Source organism: Aquimarina rhabdastrellae (assembly GCA_947387485.1).
GTDB lineage: Bacteria > Bacteroidota > Bacteroidia > Flavobacteriales > Flavobacteriaceae > Aquimarina.
In genome coordinates, this window is the sequence record CANDNT010000009.1 from 112,065 (window position 1) to 131,236 (window position 19,172).

Below are 19,172 nucleotides of genomic sequence, written 5' to 3' on the forward strand. Positions count from 1 at the left end.
TAGTCATATTAAATAAGTGTATATATAATACACTTTACGAATGTAATTTAATTTTTATAATTAAGAAGTTTGTTTTGCTGCTTTCAAGGCTTGTTTGATATCTTTTATAAGATCTTTTTTCTCTTCTATACCTACGCTTAATCTTAGTAGATTATCAGAGATTCCCCTTAGCGATCGTTCTTCTTCACTCAATAGAGCATGAGAAGTTTTTGAAGGAGATAAGATAGTACTTTCTACTCCAGCAAGACTCATAGAACTTTTAATTAATGTTAATGATGATAGAAAAGCAGTAACATTAATTGTAGTATCTAATTCAAAAGATAACATACCTCCAAAACCTCCTTTCATTTGCTTTTTTGCCAAATCATGATCTGGATGAGATTTTAAACCAGGATAGTATACTTTTGAAATGGCATCCTGTTTATTGAGCCACTTAGCTATTTTTTTAGCATTTTCGTTCTGTTTTTTAACACGTAAACCTAATGTTTTGATACTACGATCAAGCATCCAAACGGTAAGATCACTTAAGTTTCCACCAAAGTTTATTCCTAATTGAAATATAGTATCGATATGAGTTTGAGAAGCGATTACAGCACCTGCAAGTATATCGCTATGACCTCCTAGGTACTTAGTAGCAGAGTGGATAACAATATCAATTCCCATAAGAATAGGGTTTTGATTAACAGGAGAAGCAAAGGTGTTGTCAATAACAGAAATTAATTGATGTTGTTTTGCTAAAGCTGCTATAGCAGTAATATCTGTGATCTTTAAAAGTGGATTAGAAGGCGTCTCAATATAAATGAGTTTAGTGTTTTCTTGTATTTTTTCTTCAAAAGCTTTAGGAGTAGGTATATCGACAAAAGAATATTCAATGGCATATCGATCAAACTCTTTAAGCACAAGATTAAGTGTCCCACCATATAAATTTCGTTGTAATACGATATGATCTCCAGACTTTAAAAAACTTAAAAGCGTAGTACTTATAGCTGCCATACCGCTTCCAAAAACGAGAGCAGCTTCACCATGTTCCAATCGTGCTATCTTTTTATTAAGCGCTTCTTGATTAGGGGTATTAAAATAACGAGGATATCGTTTTACAGCTACATCTTCAAAAGCATAAGATGTTGATATATGTATAGGAGAAACAGCACCTTTAAATTGCGTATCTTCTAATTCTCCAAAATGAGTACAAACTGTATTAAAGCCTAAATCTTTATTCATAATCTAGAATAATTTGAAACATGTATTTTATAACTAATAATAGCTCATTTTCTCCATAACGATAAAACATTTACAGAAGAAGAACTAGGCTAAAAATACATATATTCAATCAAAACTTTCTAGATTTAACAAGGGTTTAGCTAAATGTTAAGCGCTTTTATGCTTTGCCATCGTAATGTTTTTTATTATAGTTTGGAAGAATTGCTGAGTATCATAAGGTTTAATAATCACATCATTCATTCCAGAAGATAAAGCCTCATCTCTTACTTCACCTTCTTCTACAGCAGTTAAAGCAATAATAGGGACATTAGTATTGAATTTACGAATTTCGATGGTAGCATCGAGTCCGCTCATTCCAGGCATATTAATATCCATTAAAATAAGGTCATAAGTATTTTCTTTGGCTTTGCTAATAGCTTCAGTACCATTAGTCGCTACATTAAAAGTGTAATTGTTTTTCTTTAAGATATTTTGAGTTACCATTTGATTGATTTTATTATCATCAACAATTAATATATGATAACTATCTGTACCTACAGGAGTCTTTATCTGTGGAGTTTTGGTTAGGGCAGGAGCTTGCTGGATAGCTTCTTCAAAATACAATTCGAAGAAAAACTCAGTACCTTCATTTTCTTTACTTTTAATATGAATCTCACTGTTATGTAATTGTATAAGTTTTTTTACAATAGAGAGCCCTAAACCTGTACCTTGATGTTCCTGTTCTGTATTTTTTACTTGAACGAAATTATCAAAAATAGATTCTTGTTTATCAATAGGAATACCTATTCCGTCATCTTTAACAACAAATTTTAAAAGGTGAGTATTATTAAAATTACGAATATGAGTAATGGTGATCCATACATTTCCTTCTTTGGTAAATTTTAAAGCATTTCCTATTAAATTAATTAGGATTTGAGATAAACGAACAGAATCTCCTGAGAGTGTTTGAGGAATTGAACGATCTATCTGTATATGTGCTTTATTATTGTTGTTTTTTAATCTAGAACGTAAAGAATTAGCAATGCCTTCTACAAGAGAACGTATATCAAAAGAAGTTTTTTCTAAAACCACTTCGTTAGTTTCTATTTTACTCAATTGTAATACATCATTAATCAATGCCAAAAGATAATCACCAGAGAATTTTAAAGATTGAAGATATTCTTTCTTTTTTTCTTCTGGATGATCTTGCATAAGCATAGAAGTAAGACCAATAACTCCATATAAAGGTGTACGTAATTCGTGACTTACCGTAGAGACAAACTGAGACTTAAGAACAGAGACCTGTTCTGCTGTTTCTTTTGCTTTTTTAAGCTCCTTATTTTTTTCAAGAAGATCTTGATTAAGTTTACGTTTTTGAGCGTTGTTTTTATACGAACTAATCAAGAAAATAAAAGAAATGATGATAAAAATGATACCTAATATAATCGTTGTTTTCCAGCGTATAATTTGAAACTTACGTTCTTTTGCTTCATTTTCGGCAACTTCTAATTCACGTTTATATTGTTCTACTTCGTATTTAACATTTGCTTTTTGTAATTCGATTAAACGTTTTTTATTGTTCGAAATCACCAAGTTTTTATAATGTTCATTAAGTAAGGTATAGGCTTTTTGATAATCTTTTTTAGCTTTATAAAGATCAGAATAGATTTTGTATGCTTTGGCTAACTCCTCATGTAAATTATCTTTTTCTGCATAAGAAATAGCACGTTTTGTATGCGTCTCAACTCGACCATACATTTTTTCATGTAAAAAATATTGAGCTAAAAGGGCATTAATCACTGTTTTATTAGTATTTGAAGCTTTAGCAGTAATTAATTTTCGAGCTTTTGATAAGTAAGGATAAGCAGTTTTATATTTTTGCTGCATGATAAAATAATCTCCTAAATCGATTAAAGGAGCTATCATAAGCATAGTATCTTTCATTTTATTGGCTATTAAATAAGCCTCGTTATAATGTGAAACAGCAGAAGAAACAGTTGTTTTTTCTTTAATTTGAAGCGCAGCAATATTATTGTTGATCTCTGATTCTAAATATTTATTTTTAGAGATTTTGGCATAAACCAATGCTTTTTCATAATTATCAATAGCCTTATCATGTTCTCCATTTAGCTCATAATTATGACCTATAATTTGATAAACATATGCTTTACTTTCAGAATCATCATGGAATTTGGCAATCATTAATGCTTTTTCGGCAATTTGTAATGATTGTTCATATTTAAATTCATTTTGAAATCGTTGAGATTCCTTAATCATTAATTGAATACTATCCTTAGTTGCAGTATTTTGTGTCTCAGCTTTAGAGACATAAGCACTCAACATCAGCAGTAATGATGTAATTAATACGATACGTTTCAATAGTTTAGTGTTTTAAACCTATTTGGGGTAGGGGATTTCGGTTCACGAAATTACAAAATAGAATTAATATTATAGAAATTAAAAAGTTATAAGATGATTTTAATCATAAAAAAAGGGTATTTAAATAGAGATTTTTGAATAAAAATTGAAGCATTAGAAAAACTTATTACGATATAAAAAATTAAAATCAATAACTATTAGTACAACAAAAAGAGACTGTATATTTGCAGTGTCAAAATCAATATTAATCATATAAAAAAATAGAAATGGCAATAGTAGGTAAAAAATTTCCGAATCTTGATGTAGATGCAATGAACGAAATGGGAGATACTTTTAAAATCAATGTTTTAGAAGAAGCTAAAAACAAGAATAAAAAAGTATTACTTTTCTGGTATCCAAAAGATTTTACATTTGTTTGCCCAACAGAACTTCACGCTTTTCAAGCTGCTGTAGCTGAATTTGAAAAGAGAAATACAATTGTAATTGGAGCTTCATGTGATACTCCAGAAGTACACTTTGCATGGTTAAACACTTCTAAAGATAATGGTGGTATTGAAGGTGTTACTTATCCAATCTTAGCTGATTCAAATCGTAATTTAGCTAGTACTTTAGGGATTTTAGATATCACTAACGAAACGTATAACGAAGAGACAGGAGTTGTAACTGTAGAAGGTGATAACGTAACGTATAGAGCTACATACTTAATTGACGAAGAAGGTACAGTTTTCCATGAAGGAATCAACCATATGCCAGTAGGAAGAAACGTAAACGAATTCTTAAGATTAATCGATGCGTATACTCACGTACAAAAGAACGGTGAGGTTTGTCCTGCAAACTGGGAAGAAGGTAAAGATGCAATGAATGCAAATAGAGATGGAGTTGCTTCATATTTAGCTTCTCACTAATCATAACATATAATACACTAAGCTCTTTATGAGCTTAGTGTATCTAAAAAAAAAGAAAAATTATCATGGTAAAAGAGTTACAAGAAGATAATCTAGCTAGTGTAATAGCAGATAATGAAACTGTAGTAGTACAATACTCTGCAACTTGGTGTGGGAATTGTAGAATAATGAAACCTAAATTTAAAAAATTAGCAACAGAGCAAGAACAACTGACTTTTGTGATTGTTGATGCAGAGAAGTATCCAGAATCACGTAAGCTAGCTACTGTAGATAACTTACCAACGTTTGCTACTTTTAAAGGAGGAGAATTTGTGAATCAAACCCAAACTAACAAGTTTGATGTATTAAAAGAATTAGTTAATGAAGTTACCAGTAATTAAGCATCTTACCTCTTTCATTGAAGAAAATGACGAGGATTTTGTAATCGAAACTATTGAAACTCTTGAAGCGCTTACAGAAGTACCATCATTAAAAGATGAAGAACTAGATGTAATAGGAGAGTTAATATCAAATATGTATGGAGCTCTAGAAGTTGATAAAATGATAAAAGAAGGAACTCCTAAAAAAGAAGCGCTTAACTCATTTATGAAAAGAGTATTAGGATCTATTGATAAATAAACAATAGAGCATACTATAATAATGCTATGAAAAAGAAAGAAAGGTTGTCTATGTATTAGACAACCTTTCTTTTTGATTTTATATAAACTAAATCTTAATTCTTTATGAATTTATAAGATTTACTATTGCTTCTATTTTCAAAAGAAATAAAATATACTCCACTTGATAAATTAGCTACATTAATAGTATTGCTAAGTTTATCAAGAGTTTGTGTATGTACTCTAGCTCCTAATATATTATAGATTTCTATTTTTTCTAATGTATTAACCTTACGATCGATAGTGATAAAATCATTAGCCGGGTTAGGATATATAGAAATTTGATTTTCAACATCAAATTCGTCTACAGAAAGAGTGCTATCAACAGTTAATTCAAAAGTACAATTTACAGAAGCTCCACCACTACTAGCAGTAATAGTGATTTGATGAGAACCATCTGATACAACAGTACCTGCAGCAGGACTTTGTGTAACAGTAGCATTACAATCATCATTAATAGCATTTGCCATACCGGTATAGTCAGGAATAGTAAAGTTTGTTGTTGTAGGGTCAGATGCTACGGCAAGATCACCAGGGCAATTAACCTGTAATGGGATAGAAGGCATAGTATATCCTGTATTGGTAAATTGAGTAGTCATTACATTAATGTCTGCACAACTGTAATTCATATCGATAGCAGCTTGTCTTACAGCGATAGCAGCTTGTTCTTGATTTGTAGAACTAGAAGTCATACTTAAACCTTCTAAGAATGCTTTGTCTGTTTTCTCTCGTCCTATAATATCAAAAATACGCATAAGAACAGTTGCCCATATTTGTCCATTTTGATGGATAGAAGAGGTTAAACCTCCTGGGTAAGTAGCCGAATAGTTAGTAGTTCTTCCTCCCCAGAATTCATTATGACCATCCCAATGAAACATATGATGGTAAGAAGGAGCACTGCTATCCCATTGATTAAGGCTACGACTATAAGATTGCGCCCAGTAGTCACCACATCCCTCACTTAAACCATCAACTTGAGATAAAGAACCATTAGTGATCCAATCGTGAATTCCGTGACCTAATTCGTGGATAATTACATCTGTATCTTCAGCGTCATCTACACCACCTTCGCCAAATTTAAGAACTCCTCCTCCATAAGAAGAATTATCTCCACCGCTCCATGCACTAGGATCATAGATGATCACTCCAGAGTTAAATCTAGAAACAAGAGTAATACCCAATGTTTCATTGATATAACGCATGTTTTTATCAAGGTGATAATAACAATTAACTGCTTCAAAAGCATCATTAGAACGGTTATAATTAAAATCAGGAGAATTTTGTGTAAAAAGCCCTTTAAAAGGAGCTTCTACATCTTGGATTTCTAGATATTGTCCTTCTAGTTTATAAGTACCTCCAGTAAGATCAATTCCTTTCAAGGTAACAGATGATCTTGAAGCATCCAGAGAAGCATTTGTAGCATCATTATTATCTCTATAGTTCCCGCCATAAGTTACACCATTAACAGATAATGGATCCGGATCAAATACCATACCTGTGCCATCAACAGGTGCAGCAGCTATATTTTCTACAATTCGAGCTGTTTCTTGATCCTTAAAACCAACAGTAGGTACTGCATGAGAAATTTTTGAATTGATATCACGGCGGATAGATACATCTTTGGATTCAATAATTTCACCAGAATGCGCATCAATAATTACTCTCCAATATCCAGTAGATTGTTTAGCATCCATATGTACTACATGTACTAATCTAGTGTTTCCATCTTTAAGATATACATATAATTGAGAATCACTTTGAGTTAGTTCTCCTTTTAAATTCATGTATTGTTTTGCTTGGTCAAGAACAGAGGTTTTAGAAAGGTTTGGAGTTGTATTGATTGTAGTTACACCATGTTTATGATTATTAGCTACATAAGATACTTTGTTTTTATTTGATATATGAATAGCTATTTCAGAATCAAATACAGGTATTCCATTAATAGTTTGTTGATAACGTAATGTTTGTCCTGATAGTCCTTTGCGAGTTGAACGTAGATTAAATTCGTCTATCGAGTTGACTTTTAATGTTGTTAAATTGTCTTTTAGCCAAGTCTTGGCTATTTCATCGGGACTTTGTTGCGCTTGAAGCGAAAGCCCTAAAATCAAAAGAATGATTAGTGGTAATTTGTATTTCATGTTTTTGAGAATGTGATTTGTAATTCTTTGTAATAACGCACGATATCGTATATACCCTACGTAATAAACGTTAAAAAGTTATGGATTTTATAAAAAAAATGTCATTATTGTGTTGTTTGTAAAAGTAGGGGAGAGCCTATCTCTTTTTTTGCTATTGACTAGAAAAAAGAGAAAAGGTAAAATGATAAATAGTTTAATCTTCTTAATTTTACATTCTCATAAAAAAGAAACATAAATCATGGCAACAATAGCATTACAAGGAAAATCAGTTCAAACTATAGGAGAATTACCTAGTGTAGGAACTCAAGCATTAGATTTTGAATTAGTAAAAGGGGATTTATCTACAGTTAAGTTATCAGATTATAAAGGGAAAAAAGTAGTATTAAATGTTTTTCCATCAATAGATACAGGAACTTGTGCTACATCTGTAAGAAAGTTTAATGAAAAGGCTTCTTCAATAGAAAACACAGTAGTATTATGTGTATCTAGAGATCTACCTTTTGCACAAACCCGTTTTTGTGGAGCAGAAGGGATCGATAAAGTATATTGCCTTTCAGATTACAGAACTGGTAAATTTGGTAAAGATTATGGCTTAGAAATTATTGATGGAGTATTACAACAATTGCACTCAAGAGTAATTGTAGTTATTGATGAGGAAGGTAAAGTTGTACATACAGAACAAGTAAATGAAATCGTAGATGAACCTAATTATGAAGCAGCATTGAACGCATTGTAATAATGACAAAAGGGATACAATTTATTAAGGGAAGAATTCGTGGTTGTGGATATGCCATGAAAGGTGCATTACTATTATTAAAAACTGAAGCTAGTATACAGGTACAAGCTGGAATCGGAATTGTAATGACAATTGCAGGTTTTTATTATGATATTACAACCACAGAATGGATAATGCAAATCTTTGCAATAGGATTGATAATGAGTATGGAAGGTATGAATACAGCTGCCGAAGCTATTGCAGATTTTGTCCATCCAGATTTTCATAACAAGATAGGGGTGATAAAAGATGTAGCGGCTGGAGCCGTATTTATTGCAGCAATTACCGCCGTTATCATAGGTTTCATCATTTATATACCGTATATTTTTTAGAAATTTTAGAAGCAATTTTACGTTCACAAAGAGATATTCGTATTTTTGCGCTAAGATTATTTTCAAGAATGGCCAAAAGAAAAGCAACTACCAAAAAAACAACCGTAAAGAATAAAAAGTCGATTAAAGAACGATTAAGTATGACCAAACAACAAAAGATTGTTTTGGGTACTTTTCTATTTTTATTTGGGATATGGCTATTTTTTTCATTTACCTCTTTTTTCTTCAATTGGAAAGTAGACCAAAGCGAATTGGTTGATTATGCTAGAAGAGATGTGGGAATCAAAAATAGTCTAAGCAGTTTTGGAGCCCAAATTAGTAACTTTTTTATCTATAGAGGATTTGGGATTTCGGCATTTATAATTCCTGTATTAACCTTATTATCTGGAGTGTATTTAGTACTAGGTTTCAATAAAAAGAAATTGATTGGTTTCTGGTATTGGGGAATATTATTGATGTTATGGGGCGCAGTTTTATTTGGATTCTTTAATTATGCAGATCATATTTTAGGAGGAGTTGTTGGATTTGAATTTAATGATTTTTTAAGTGATTATATAGGTAAGTTAGGAACAGTATTGTTACTGATATTTTTTGCCATACTCTATGTTGTAGTGCGATTAAAACTGACACCAGAAATTGTAATAGCGGCATTCTCAAGAAAAGAGGAAGAAGTAGAAGAAACTATATCCGATGAAAAAGTAGATGCACCATCATTAAATGATGAAGGCGTAAATCAAAAAGAGGAAACTATTCCATTAGAAACAGAAATTCCTGTGACAGCTATAGATGAACCTATAGTTATAGCAGAAGATGCAGAAACAACTATCACAACTACTTTTGGTCAAGAAGATTTAGTACCAACCATCAAGAACTATTCACAACCAGAAGGAATTACTATTTTGGATGGAGAGCAAGAAGCTGATGAGGTTAAGAGTGTAAATGATGAAAAGGATGATTTCTTAGAAGAAATCACTATGGAAATAGAAGAGACCGTAGAAGAAGAAGAAGTCGATACCATTAGCGATCAATTAGTAAAAGATTTTGGAGAATTTGATCCTAGATTAGAATTAGGTGCATATGCATTCCCAACAGTAGATTTATTAAAAGATTACACACAAGGAAAAGCTGGGATTACTATTGATCAAGGAGAGCTAGAAGAAAACAAAAATAGAATTGTTGAGACGCTTAAGAATTACAAGATAGAAATAGCTCAAATAAAAGCTACTGTAGGACCAACAGTTACACTATATGAAATCGTACCAGAAGCAGGAATACGAATTTCAAAAATCAAGAATTTAGAAGACGATATAGCTTTATCTCTAGCGGCATTAGGAATTCGTATTATAGCACCTATACCAGGAAAAGGAACCATAGGGATAGAAGTTCCTAATAAGAACTCTACGATAGTATCGATGCGATCAGCGATTATGTCTCCTAAATTTCAAAATGCAGAAATGGAATTGCCATTATCGCTAGGTAAAACCATTTCAAATGAAACCTTGGTAGTAGATTTGGCAAAAATGCCTCACTTGCTAATGGCAGGAGCTACAGGACAAGGTAAATCGGTAGGATTAAATGCGATTCTTACTTCGTTATTATATAAGAAACATCCAGCCGAAGTTAAATTTGTTTTAGTTGATCCTAAAAAAGTAGAATTAACATTATATAACAAGATAGAGCGTCACTTCTTAGCAAAACTTCCAGATGCAGAAGATGCCATTATTACAGATAACAGCAAGGTGATTAATACCTTAAACTCGTTGTGTATAGAAATGGATGCACGTTATGATTTGCTTAAAAATGCAATGGTGCGTAACATAAAAGAGTATAACGCTAAGTTTAAAGCAAGAAAGCTTAATCCAGAAAACGGACATCGCTTTTTACCATATATTGTTTTGGTTATAGATGAGTTTGCAGACTTAATCATGACGGCAGGTAAAGAAGTAGAAACTCCTATAGCGAGATTAGCACAATTAGCACGTGCAATCGGTATTCACTTAATCATAGCAACACAAAGACCTTCTGTAAATGTAATTACGGGAATGATAAAAGCCAATTTCCCTGCTCGTATAGCATTTAGAGTAACATCAAAAATTGATTCGAGAACAATATTAGATACCGGAGGAGCAGATCAATTGATCGGTAGAGGAGATATGTTATATACACAAGGTAATGATGTTATCCGTATTCAATGTGCTTTTGTCGATACACCAGAGGTTGAACGCATCACAGAATATATCGGTGGACAAAAGGCTTATGCAAGTGCTCATTTACTACCAGAATTCATAGGAGAAGATAGTGGCACGAGTATTGATATAGACAAGAAGGATAGAGATAAATTGTTTAATGAAGCAGCCGAAATTATCGTAACAGCGCAACAAGGATCAGCCTCGTTATTGCAACGTAAACTTAAATTAGGATATAATAGAGCAGGACGACTTATCGATCAATTAGAAGCAGCTGGTATTGTAGGTCCTTTTGAAGGAAGTAAAGCACGTCAAGTTTTGGTAACAGATTTAAATGCATTACATCTCTTATTAGAAGCAGAAAAGTAACATAACCTAAAGAAAGTATATCCCCATTATTACATATACTTTTGAATAAATTATAGAAAAAAAATGAAAAAAATAGTATTCATCGTATTAGCATTTTGTTTTGTGCAAGTAGTACAAGCTCAAAACGCAAAGACCATACTGGATGAGGTTTCTAGCAAAGTAAAATCATATGATAATATTGTTATAGGATTTAAATATGCCTTAAAAAACACAAAAGAAGACGTATATCAAGAGACAAGAGGAGATGTGGTCTTAAAAAATAATAACTATGTACTTAACCTAATGGGAAGTACACGTATGTATGATGGAAAAAAATTATATGTAATTATCCCAGAAGACGAAGAAATTAATATTTCTACACAAAGTGAAGAAGAAGACGATAGTATTACACCATCAAAAATGCTAACGTTTTATGAAGAAGGATATACCTATAAAAAAGACATTGTACAAAATGTAAAAGGAAGAAAAATTCAGTACATAAAATTAACCCCAATAGATACTAATAGTGAATTAAAAGAAATTTTATTGGGAATTGATGTACAAACGAAGCATATTTACAAAATGATTCAAACACAGAATAACGGTACACAGATTACAATTACAGTGAACAGCTTTAAAACAAATCAGCCGTTATCCAAAACACAATTTGTTTTTGATGAATCAAAATATAGCAACTATTATATCAACCGTTTAGATTAAATATCCCTTGAAAATATTAGATCGATATATTCTAGTAACTTTTTTAAAGACATTTTTTCCGCTCTTTATTATCATATTACTCATCTTTATCTTGCAAATGATATGGTTATTCATATCAGAATTGGCAGGAAAAGATATTGATATCTTAGTAATCCTTAAGTTTTTATTATATGGAACACCGCGATTGATTCCTATGATATTACCATTGACAATTTTATTGACGTCAATTATGACCTTTGGTAACTTTGCAGAGAATTATGAGTTTGCAGCAATGAAATCTTCTGGAATATCGCTACAAAGAGCAATGCGAGTATTAAGTGTTTTTATTGTGCTTTTAGGGTTTGGTGCATTCTTCTTTTCAAACGTGGTAATGCCATCTGCAGAAAAGAAGTTTATTAACCTAAGAAAGAACCTTGTTAAAGTTAAGCCAGCAATGGCAATAGCGCCTAATCAATTTAATGATTTAGGAGATATCAATATAAAAGTAGCAGAAAAATATGGTGAAAATGATGAGTTTTTAAAAGATGTAATTATACATAAGAAAGCATCAAGAGCTGGGAATTTTACAGTGATTAAAGCCAAAGAAGGAGAATTAATGGGAAGTGTAGACTCAGAGTTAATTTCTCTAGTATTAAGTGATGGAAATTACTATGACGAAGTACAACAATCGTCACCAAAACAACAGCGAAAGTTACCTCTAGCTAAAGCTCATTTTGAAAAATATACGATCAATATTGATTTATCGAGTTTTAATGATGTCGATTTAAATAAGGAACAATATAAAAAAGGTCCAAAAATGCTTAATGTAAATGAATTAGGTGATATTTTGGACTCATTATCTGGAGCTTACAATGCCGATAGAAAATCGATGGAAACTAAGATTGAGGCGCGTAATGGAATAAGCGAACTTAATAGAGATCTTACAATAGAAAAACCTAAAATATTAAGCGATACCGTAAAAACATACTTAGAATACTTTACTAATAAAGAGAAATCACAAGTATATAAATTAGCCTTTTCTAATGTAGATGGATTGCAGCGTAATTTTAGAGCAACTATAAAAAATGCTAAAGTAAAAAGACGTTTCCTTAATAAATATGAGATGACTTTGCACGATAAATATGCCTTAGGTATAGCATGTGTATTGTTATTCTTTGTAGGAGCACCATTAGGGGCTATTATTCGTAAAGGAGGATTAGGACTCCCAATTATTATTGGAGTAATAATCTTTTTGAGCTATCACTTTATTGGACTTTTTGCAAACAATAGTGCAGAAGAAGGAGGAATACCTACATTTTTAGGATCGTGGTTATCGACATTTATTATATTTCCATTAAGTATATTCTTTACCTATAGAGCAACTAGAGATAGAGGAGTTACAAACATGGATGCAGTGATACAACCTATAAAAGAATTCTTTCAAAAACGATTTTCAAAATCTAAATAAAGCCATTCTTTTTAAATATATTTGTTGAAAATAAACACAACATATTTCCATAAATTATGTCTGAAACGACAGTGACAAAAAAACGTATACAACTCAATACGATACAAGAAGCTATAGATGATATCCGCAAAGGAAAAGTAATTATAGTAGTTGATGATGAGGATAGAGAAAATGAAGGAGATTTTATTGCAGCAGCAGAGAAGGTAACTCCAGAGATGATTAACTTTATGGCCAAACACGGTCGAGGATTAATATGTACACCTTTAACAGAACAGCGCTGTGACGAATTGAAGTTGCATATGATGGTAGGTAACAATACCGATCCTATGGAAACAGCTTTTACAGTTTCAGTTGATTTAAAAGGACAAGGAGTTACTACAGGGATTTCGGCTAGCGATAGATCAAAAACGATCGAAGCTTTAATCAATGAAGATACTAAGTCTCATGATTTGGCTAGACCAGGACATATTTTTCCGCTTAAAGCGAAACAAGGAGGAGTATTAAGAAGAACAGGACATACAGAAGCAGCTATAGATTTTGCAAGATTAGCAGGGTTAAAACCAGCAGGAGTAATCGTTGAGATTATGAACGAAGATGGGACTATGGCAAGGTTACCAGAATTAGTAGAGGTAGCAAAAAAGTTTGACCTGAAATTAGTATCGATAGAAGATCTTGTAGCCTATAGAATGCAGCATGACTCTTTGATTGAGAAAAAAGAAGATTTTGATATAGTTACTCGTTTTGGAAAGTTTAGGTTACGTGCCTATAAACAAACTACAAACGATCAAATACATATCGCATTAACCAAAGGTACATGGGCAGAAAATGAGCCTGTGATGACTAGAATTAATTCTACATTGGTTAATAATGATATCTTGGGAACCTTGACTAATAATGCAGATAAACGATTAGACGATATGTTTAAATGTATTAATAAAGAAGGGAAAGGAGCAATTCTTTTTATTAATCAAGAAAACCAATCACTTAATGTGCTAAATCGATTAGGGATATTAAAAGGACTTCAAGAAGAAGATGAAGTAGTTAAAGCGCCTAGAATTGTAATGGATTCCAAAGATTTTGGGATAGGAGCACAGATATTACATGATCTTAGCATTCATAAATTACGCTTAGTTTCTAATAGTGAGCAAGAAAAGCGTGTAGGTATGATAGGATATGGATTAGAGATAATAGATTACGTATCGTATTAGTTACGACAAAGAAAATATAAATAAGAAGCCCTCTTTTATAGAGGGCTTTTTGTATTAGAATTGAATCACAGTCTCATTTGTAGAACGTCTTACCTTGGCAAAATCTGCAAACATATCTTCATTAGAGCGATAACCTACAGGAAGTACCAGAATAGAAGACAATCCTTTTTTGTCTAATTGTAAAACCTCATCATATTTTTCCGGAACAAAACCTTCCATAGGGCAAGCATCTATCTCTTGCGTAGCACATACAGTTAATAAATTACCTAGAGCGATATAAGCTTGTTTTGAAGCCCATGTGCGTATTTCTGTAGTTGATTTTCCTCCAAAAGAATCAATCAAATAATCTCTAAAAGGCTTTAAAACCTCATCATTAGTATTTCGTATCGCTTTTACACGTTCAAAATGATTGATGATATAATCAGATGAGATTTCTTTTTCGATACAAATAACAAGTAAATGAGAAGCATCGGCAACTTGTTGTTGATTCATAGAATGCGCTACAAGTTGTTGCTGTAAATCTTTATTGTGGATCACAACAAGTTTTAAAGGTTGTAAACCATAAGAAGTTGCAGTCAAATTAAATGCTTGAATAAGCGTATCAATTTGAGCTGTACTTAACGATTTTGTAGCATCAAACTTTTTTGTAGCATAGCGCCATTCTAAACTTTCGATAATATTCATAGAAATCTTTTTTTATGATAGCGCAAATATAAGTTAGACTATTGTAGATTTGTGAGAAATGTGATAAGAAAAAATAATATGACTATAAACGACCGTATTGAAGCATCAGAAACTAGTGTTTTTAAGGCAGTTTTTCCTAATACGACTAATCACTATGATACCTTATTTGGAGGTACCGCATTACAATTAATGGACGAAGTATCTTTTATCTGTGCTACGCGTTTTAGTAAAAAAAGAGTAGTCACCATTTCTACAGATAAAATTGATTTTAAAAAGCCGATACCACAGGGGACTATAATTGAATTGACTGCCAAAGTGGTTAAAGTAGGTAATACTAGCTGTCTTGTTCAAGTAGATATTTACAAAGAAGATATGTACCAAGATGTAAGAGAAAAAGCAGTTACTGGTTTATTCAAGTTTGTAGCTGTAAACGAAGAAAAACAACCAATACCTATTGTTGATTAATAATTACTATCATTAATTAAAGCTAGTTTTTCTTTTAAATCTTTGATTAATGTTTGGGCTATAGGCATATTACTACGTTCTAATTCTCGTATGGTAAACTTGATGGTTTCTGGAGATTGTTGGATTGCACGAGGAGTGATTAAACTTTCTTTGGGAGCTAGAGAAAAAAACAAATTATCAGACCATTCATCTCGTCTACCATCAATAACCAGATGTATACGATCAGTAACACCTTGATTACGTACCGAGTGTACATAATTTACATTGGTATACCAGCATTCACCTTCTTGCATGGTAACCTCTGTATTATCTAGCATAAAATGCACATCTTTATTGGTAATAATGGGGATGTGTAATCTAAAATATCCATCCTCATAACCTAATTTATGATCCTTATGCGGTTTGATATAAGCACCAACACTTAATTTGAGTAAACGAGCAGAGAGTAACGGAAACTGAAAAGTCTCTATCACTTCGTTGAGATAAGAGCAAGCTTTAAGATTAGTTGTAAGTAATAATGGATCGTTTGAATTTGATAAAGCTTGAATATTAGAAGCATCACCATTAGGCGCATATAACGGAATGGCTTTCCAGTCACCATCATAACCTTTTGTATTAAAATGAGCAATCCATTGTTGCTCTAGCAACAAAGCTACATCTTGCTGTAGTTTTAAAACATCAAACTGATAGGGTAATTGCAAAAACTTTGTTGGTGTGATGGTACTCATAATCTCTTAGCTGCTTAGATATACTTGAAAATACAAAATAGATAAAGAAGTAGGTTGTTTTTTGAATAAAAATGCTGAAAAATAATACAAGCAAATTTAGATTGTTTTGTGTAAGGCTAAGTCGTATCTTAGGTATAAAATCAAAGCATTATTACAGTTAGTTTATGGAAGATCGCCAATACCGAAAAATCTCAGATGAGGAATTAAAAGAAGCTTTAGATAAAAATGATCAAGAATCAGAATTATTAAAGAAAAATATATTAAGAGATAGAAAAGTTGCCCGAATTATTAATAGAGTAATGATTCGGAATAAGATTACAAATACTGATTTCTCAAATATATTAGAGCAGCATGGAAAGTGGTTGAATTCTAATGGTGAAATAGGAAAACAAGGTAACTTATCATTTTTAGATCTTAGTGGTTTGGATTTTAGTGATTTAAATCTTAGTAAGATTAATTTAGAAAGAGCTAAATTGGATTTTATAAATTTTGAGAGAACAAATTTATCTGGAGCCAACTTAAAAGAAACAGTGATAGATAATGCAAAATTTATTGATACTATATTGATAAATACAAACTTTGAAAAATCAGAATTAATTAATTCTGATTTAAGTAGAGCTGTTCTTATTAATGCAAACTTAAAAGATGGAATTTTTGAAGGTACTAATTTTAAAGATGCTGATTTAGAAGGTGTAAAATTAGATGGGGCTGATTATACAATAGATCAGCTATATGAAGCGAAAAATGTTTCTAAAAAATATTTAAGTTCAAATGATATTGAATTTGAAAGTAAACATCGAATTAATGAATTACAAGAGAAACTAAAAAATGTCGAAAATGTAGATGATATTAAAAACTCAATAAAGAAAGAAGAAGAAAAATTAGAAAAAGAACAAGCAGCTAAAGAAAATACTAATCAAAAAATCAGCAATGCGCTAAAACATCTAGAGACACCTAATCAACATTTACAATATGCAGTAGGGATACAATATGTATTAGCTAGTGTTTTTCTAATCTTAGTACTTATAGGAGTATGGAATATCATGTCTTATGTTAATACTAACTATGAAGGATTTAAACTTACACTCAACAATGAAACTACCTTTTTACAATGGTTCTTTTATGTCAGTCCTATCATTCTTGGGATATCATTAGTTATTACCTTAATTAATCAAATTAATAATCGTTTAAAACGTATTATAGAATTACAAGAGCGTAAACGTTATGTAGGATCGATTAATGGAGCGCTTAATGCAATCCATATCTTATCAGATAATAATGAGCAATCAAAAATACGGATCAATCAAGTACTAGATCAAATCGTAGAGAATACCGTACAACTCACAGAATCTATTAATAAACCTATACAATTAGAAGAGAAAGAAATGGATAATATAACTACTAGAGTTATAGAAGAGATGACCAAAAACTTAAAGAAATAAAGTTTTAAAATCGATTAATAAGTCTTTTAAAAATAGCTTGGTTTGATCATTCTTTTTAATCATAAATGATACTTATTTAACCATAGTTAAAAAGAATAGTGTGGTTATAAAATTACCCTAAGAAAACTTCTTCAAAATATGGTTGTGTCGTATCTTTATAGAGGGAAAAATTATTCTTGATAGCCGTATTCAATGAGGTACCAATTGAGTCCGTTTTAAGGATAATACAATTATTAACTTCATTAAATAACGTCTATGGAAAATCTTGATGCAGCAAGACTCCAAATGGCATTTACACTCATATTTCACATTGTTTTTGCTTGTGTGGGTATGGTTATGCCTTTTTTTATGGTAGTATCACATTACAAATGGTTAAAAACCAAAGATCAAATTTATCTTACGCTTACTAAATCTTGGCAAAAAGGAGTTGCTATATTTTTTGTTACTGGAGCAGTTTCAGGTACAGCACTTTCATTTGAATTAGGATTACTCTGGCCAGAATTTATGAAACATGCAGGACCTATTATCGGAATGCCATTTTCGCTAGAAGGTGCTGCATTTTTTATAGAAGCAATTGCGCTAGGGTTTTATCTTTATGGATGGAATAAATTACCTAAGCGATTTCACTGGTTTACAGGAGTAATAGTAGGAATTGCAGGAGTAGCTTCTGGTATACTGGTTGTCGCTGCCAATGGATGGATGAATGCGCCTAGTGGTTTTACATACGAGAACGGAGTGTTTTCAAATATTGACCCAATAGCAGCTATGCTTAATCCGGCTTGGTTTACACAAGCATTACACATGATATTAGCAGCTTTTACAGCAACAGGTTTTGCTGTAGCAGGAGTACACGCATATCAGATTTATAAAAAACGAAAAGTAGCCTTACATACCAAGGCTTTTAAGATCGCGATTACCTTTGGAGCTATAGCAGCTTTGTTACAACCTATAAGCGGAGATATATCGGCAAAAGATATAGCAAAACGACAACCGATAAAGTTAGCCGCAATGGAGGCTCATTATGAAACAGAAAAAAATGTGCCATTGTATATAGGAGGTATTGTTGATAATGAAACTCAAGAGGTGAGTTATAAAATACCCTTACCCGGAATGTTATCTTTCTTGGCTTTTGGAGATTTTGATGCAGAGGTAAAAGGGTTAAACGATTTTCCTAAAGAAGAACATCCTAATGTGGCTATAGTACATTATGCTTTTCAGATTATGGTAGGAATAGGAGGGATGTTGATGTTATGCGCAATACTGTATTTTATATCATTAAAACGAAAGCATTGGTTATCAAAATCTAAATTTTGGTTAGTGTTTATTATAATGGCACCAATGGGATTTATAGCACTAGAGGCAGGATGGATTGTAACCGAAGTAGGAAGACAGCCGTGGATTATTTATAATATTATGAAAACCAAAGATGCGGTAACCCCTATGGATGGTGTAGTCTATAGTTTTTATATGTATGTATTAGTATATACAGTCCTTACTATCGCAGTAACATGGTTAATGAGAAGACAAATCAAAGTATTAAATCAAACTAAAGCCTAAGC

17 protein-coding genes are annotated in these 19,172 nt (G+C 31.8%); 12 read left to right on the plus strand and 5 right to left on the minus strand.

The annotated features are described in order from the left end of the window. Nucleotides 1–60: 60 nt before the first annotated feature. Both ACYEKI_RS14085 and ACYEKI_RS14090 read right to left on the minus strand, forming a co-directional pair. Nucleotides 61–1,221, minus strand: coding sequence for a trans-sulfuration enzyme family protein (locus tag ACYEKI_RS14085; protein WP_459211836.1), 1,161 nt, complete (start codon nucleotides 1,219–1,221; stop codon nucleotides 61–63). Between the two features lie 147 nt (nucleotides 1,222–1,368). Continuing rightward, nucleotides 1,369–3,579, minus strand: a complete 2,211-nt coding sequence (locus ACYEKI_RS14090; protein ID WP_459211837.1) for a tetratricopeptide repeat-containing hybrid sensor histidine kinase/response regulator — start codon at nucleotides 3,577–3,579, stop codon at nucleotides 1,369–1,371. Between the two features lie 266 nt (nucleotides 3,580–3,845). Between ACYEKI_RS14090 and ACYEKI_RS14095 the strand changes: the two genes are divergently transcribed. The 3 genes from ACYEKI_RS14095 (at nucleotide 3,846) to ACYEKI_RS14105 (ending at nucleotide 5,102) form a co-directional block, all read left to right on the plus strand. Next, on the plus strand, nucleotides 3,846–4,484 hold the full coding sequence (locus tag ACYEKI_RS14095) for a redoxin domain-containing protein (protein WP_459211838.1): 639 nt from the start codon (nucleotides 3,846–3,848) through the stop codon (nucleotides 4,482–4,484). A 65-nt stretch (nucleotides 4,485–4,549) separates the two neighbouring features. Beyond that, nucleotides 4,550–4,864 (plus strand): thioredoxin family protein, encoded by a 315-nt coding sequence (locus ACYEKI_RS14100; protein WP_459211839.1) that lies wholly within the window; start codon nucleotides 4,550–4,552, stop codon nucleotides 4,862–4,864. Further along, the gene (locus ACYEKI_RS14105) at nucleotides 4,845–5,102 is read left to right on the plus strand and encodes a DUF6952 family protein (protein WP_459211840.1); all 258 of its coding nucleotides are present in this window, start codon (nucleotides 4,845–4,847) and stop codon (nucleotides 5,100–5,102) included. The genes ACYEKI_RS14100 and ACYEKI_RS14105 overlap by 20 nt, the downstream gene beginning before the upstream one ends. Nucleotides 5,103–5,196: 94 nt before the next feature. Here the strand turns inward: ACYEKI_RS14105 and ACYEKI_RS14110 are convergent, their stop codons facing one another. Further along, nucleotides 5,197–7,278: a T9SS type A sorting domain-containing protein gene (locus tag ACYEKI_RS14110; RefSeq protein WP_459211841.1), complete on the minus strand. Its 2,082-nt coding sequence runs from the start codon at nucleotides 7,276–7,278 to the stop codon at nucleotides 5,197–5,199. 238 nt (nucleotides 7,279–7,516) lie between these two features. On the opposite strand from ACYEKI_RS14110, the gene tpx reads away from it, so the two are divergent. The 6 genes from tpx to ribB all read left to right on the plus strand — a co-directional run bounded on the left by tpx (nucleotide 7,517) and on the right by ribB (nucleotide 14,294). After that, a complete protein-coding gene (tpx, locus tag ACYEKI_RS14115) occupies nucleotides 7,517–8,014 on the plus strand; it encodes a thiol peroxidase (RefSeq protein ID WP_459211842.1) in 498 nt (165 codons plus the stop codon). A 2-nt stretch (nucleotides 8,015–8,016) separates the two neighbouring features. Beyond that, a complete protein-coding gene (locus ACYEKI_RS14120; RefSeq protein ID WP_459211843.1) occupies nucleotides 8,017–8,385 on the plus strand; it encodes a diacylglycerol kinase in 369 nt (122 codons plus the stop codon). Nucleotides 8,386–8,453: 68 nt separating this feature from the next. Next, nucleotides 8,454–10,940, plus strand: coding sequence for an FtsK/SpoIIIE family DNA translocase (locus ACYEKI_RS14125; protein WP_459211844.1), 2,487 nt, complete (start codon nucleotides 8,454–8,456; stop codon nucleotides 10,938–10,940). 63 nt (nucleotides 10,941–11,003) lie between these two features. Beyond that, the gene (locus ACYEKI_RS14130) at nucleotides 11,004–11,639 is read left to right on the plus strand and encodes a LolA family protein (RefSeq protein ID WP_459211845.1); all 636 of its coding nucleotides are present in this window, start codon (nucleotides 11,004–11,006) and stop codon (nucleotides 11,637–11,639) included. A 7-nt stretch (nucleotides 11,640–11,646) separates the two neighbouring features. Further along, nucleotides 11,647–13,086 carry an LptF/LptG family permease gene (locus ACYEKI_RS14135; protein WP_459211846.1) on the plus strand — a complete coding sequence of 480 codons (1,440 nt, stop codon included), beginning with the start codon at nucleotides 11,647–11,649 and terminating at the stop codon, nucleotides 13,084–13,086. Between the two features lie 56 nt (nucleotides 13,087–13,142). Then, complete coding sequence (gene ribB / locus ACYEKI_RS14140; protein ID WP_459211847.1) at nucleotides 13,143–14,294, plus strand: 3,4-dihydroxy-2-butanone-4-phosphate synthase; 1,152 nt, start codon at nucleotides 13,143–13,145, stop codon at nucleotides 14,292–14,294. 54 nt (nucleotides 14,295–14,348) lie between these two features. Here ribB and ACYEKI_RS14145 read toward each other — a convergent pair whose 3' ends face one another. Next, the gene (locus tag ACYEKI_RS14145; protein WP_459211848.1) at nucleotides 14,349–14,978 is read right to left on the minus strand and encodes an NAD(P)H-dependent oxidoreductase; all 630 of its coding nucleotides are present in this window, start codon (nucleotides 14,976–14,978) and stop codon (nucleotides 14,349–14,351) included. Nucleotides 14,979–15,056: 78 nt separating this feature from the next. On the opposite strand from ACYEKI_RS14145, the gene ACYEKI_RS14150 reads away from it, so the two are divergent. Then, entirely contained in the window at nucleotides 15,057–15,443 is a 387-nt protein-coding gene (locus ACYEKI_RS14150; RefSeq protein WP_459211849.1) for an acyl-CoA thioesterase, read from the plus strand. On the opposite strand, the gene ACYEKI_RS14155 is transcribed toward ACYEKI_RS14150, so the two are convergent. Further along, nucleotides 15,440–16,171, minus strand: a complete 732-nt coding sequence (locus ACYEKI_RS14155) for an aspartyl/asparaginyl beta-hydroxylase domain-containing protein (protein WP_459211850.1) — start codon at nucleotides 16,169–16,171, stop codon at nucleotides 15,440–15,442. The genes ACYEKI_RS14150 and ACYEKI_RS14155 overlap by 4 nt on opposite strands. A 164-nt stretch (nucleotides 16,172–16,335) precedes the next feature. Between ACYEKI_RS14155 and ACYEKI_RS14160 the strand changes: the two genes are divergently transcribed. Beyond that, on the plus strand, nucleotides 16,336–17,613 hold the full coding sequence (locus ACYEKI_RS14160; RefSeq protein WP_459211851.1) for a pentapeptide repeat-containing protein: 1,278 nt from the start codon (nucleotides 16,336–16,338) through the stop codon (nucleotides 17,611–17,613). A 255-nt stretch (nucleotides 17,614–17,868) separates the two neighbouring features. Next, nucleotides 17,869–19,170 carry a cytochrome ubiquinol oxidase subunit I gene (locus ACYEKI_RS14165; protein ID WP_459211852.1) on the plus strand — a complete coding sequence of 434 codons (1,302 nt, stop codon included), beginning with the start codon at nucleotides 17,869–17,871 and terminating at the stop codon, nucleotides 19,168–19,170. The last annotated feature ends 2 nt before the right edge of the window (nucleotides 19,171–19,172 follow it).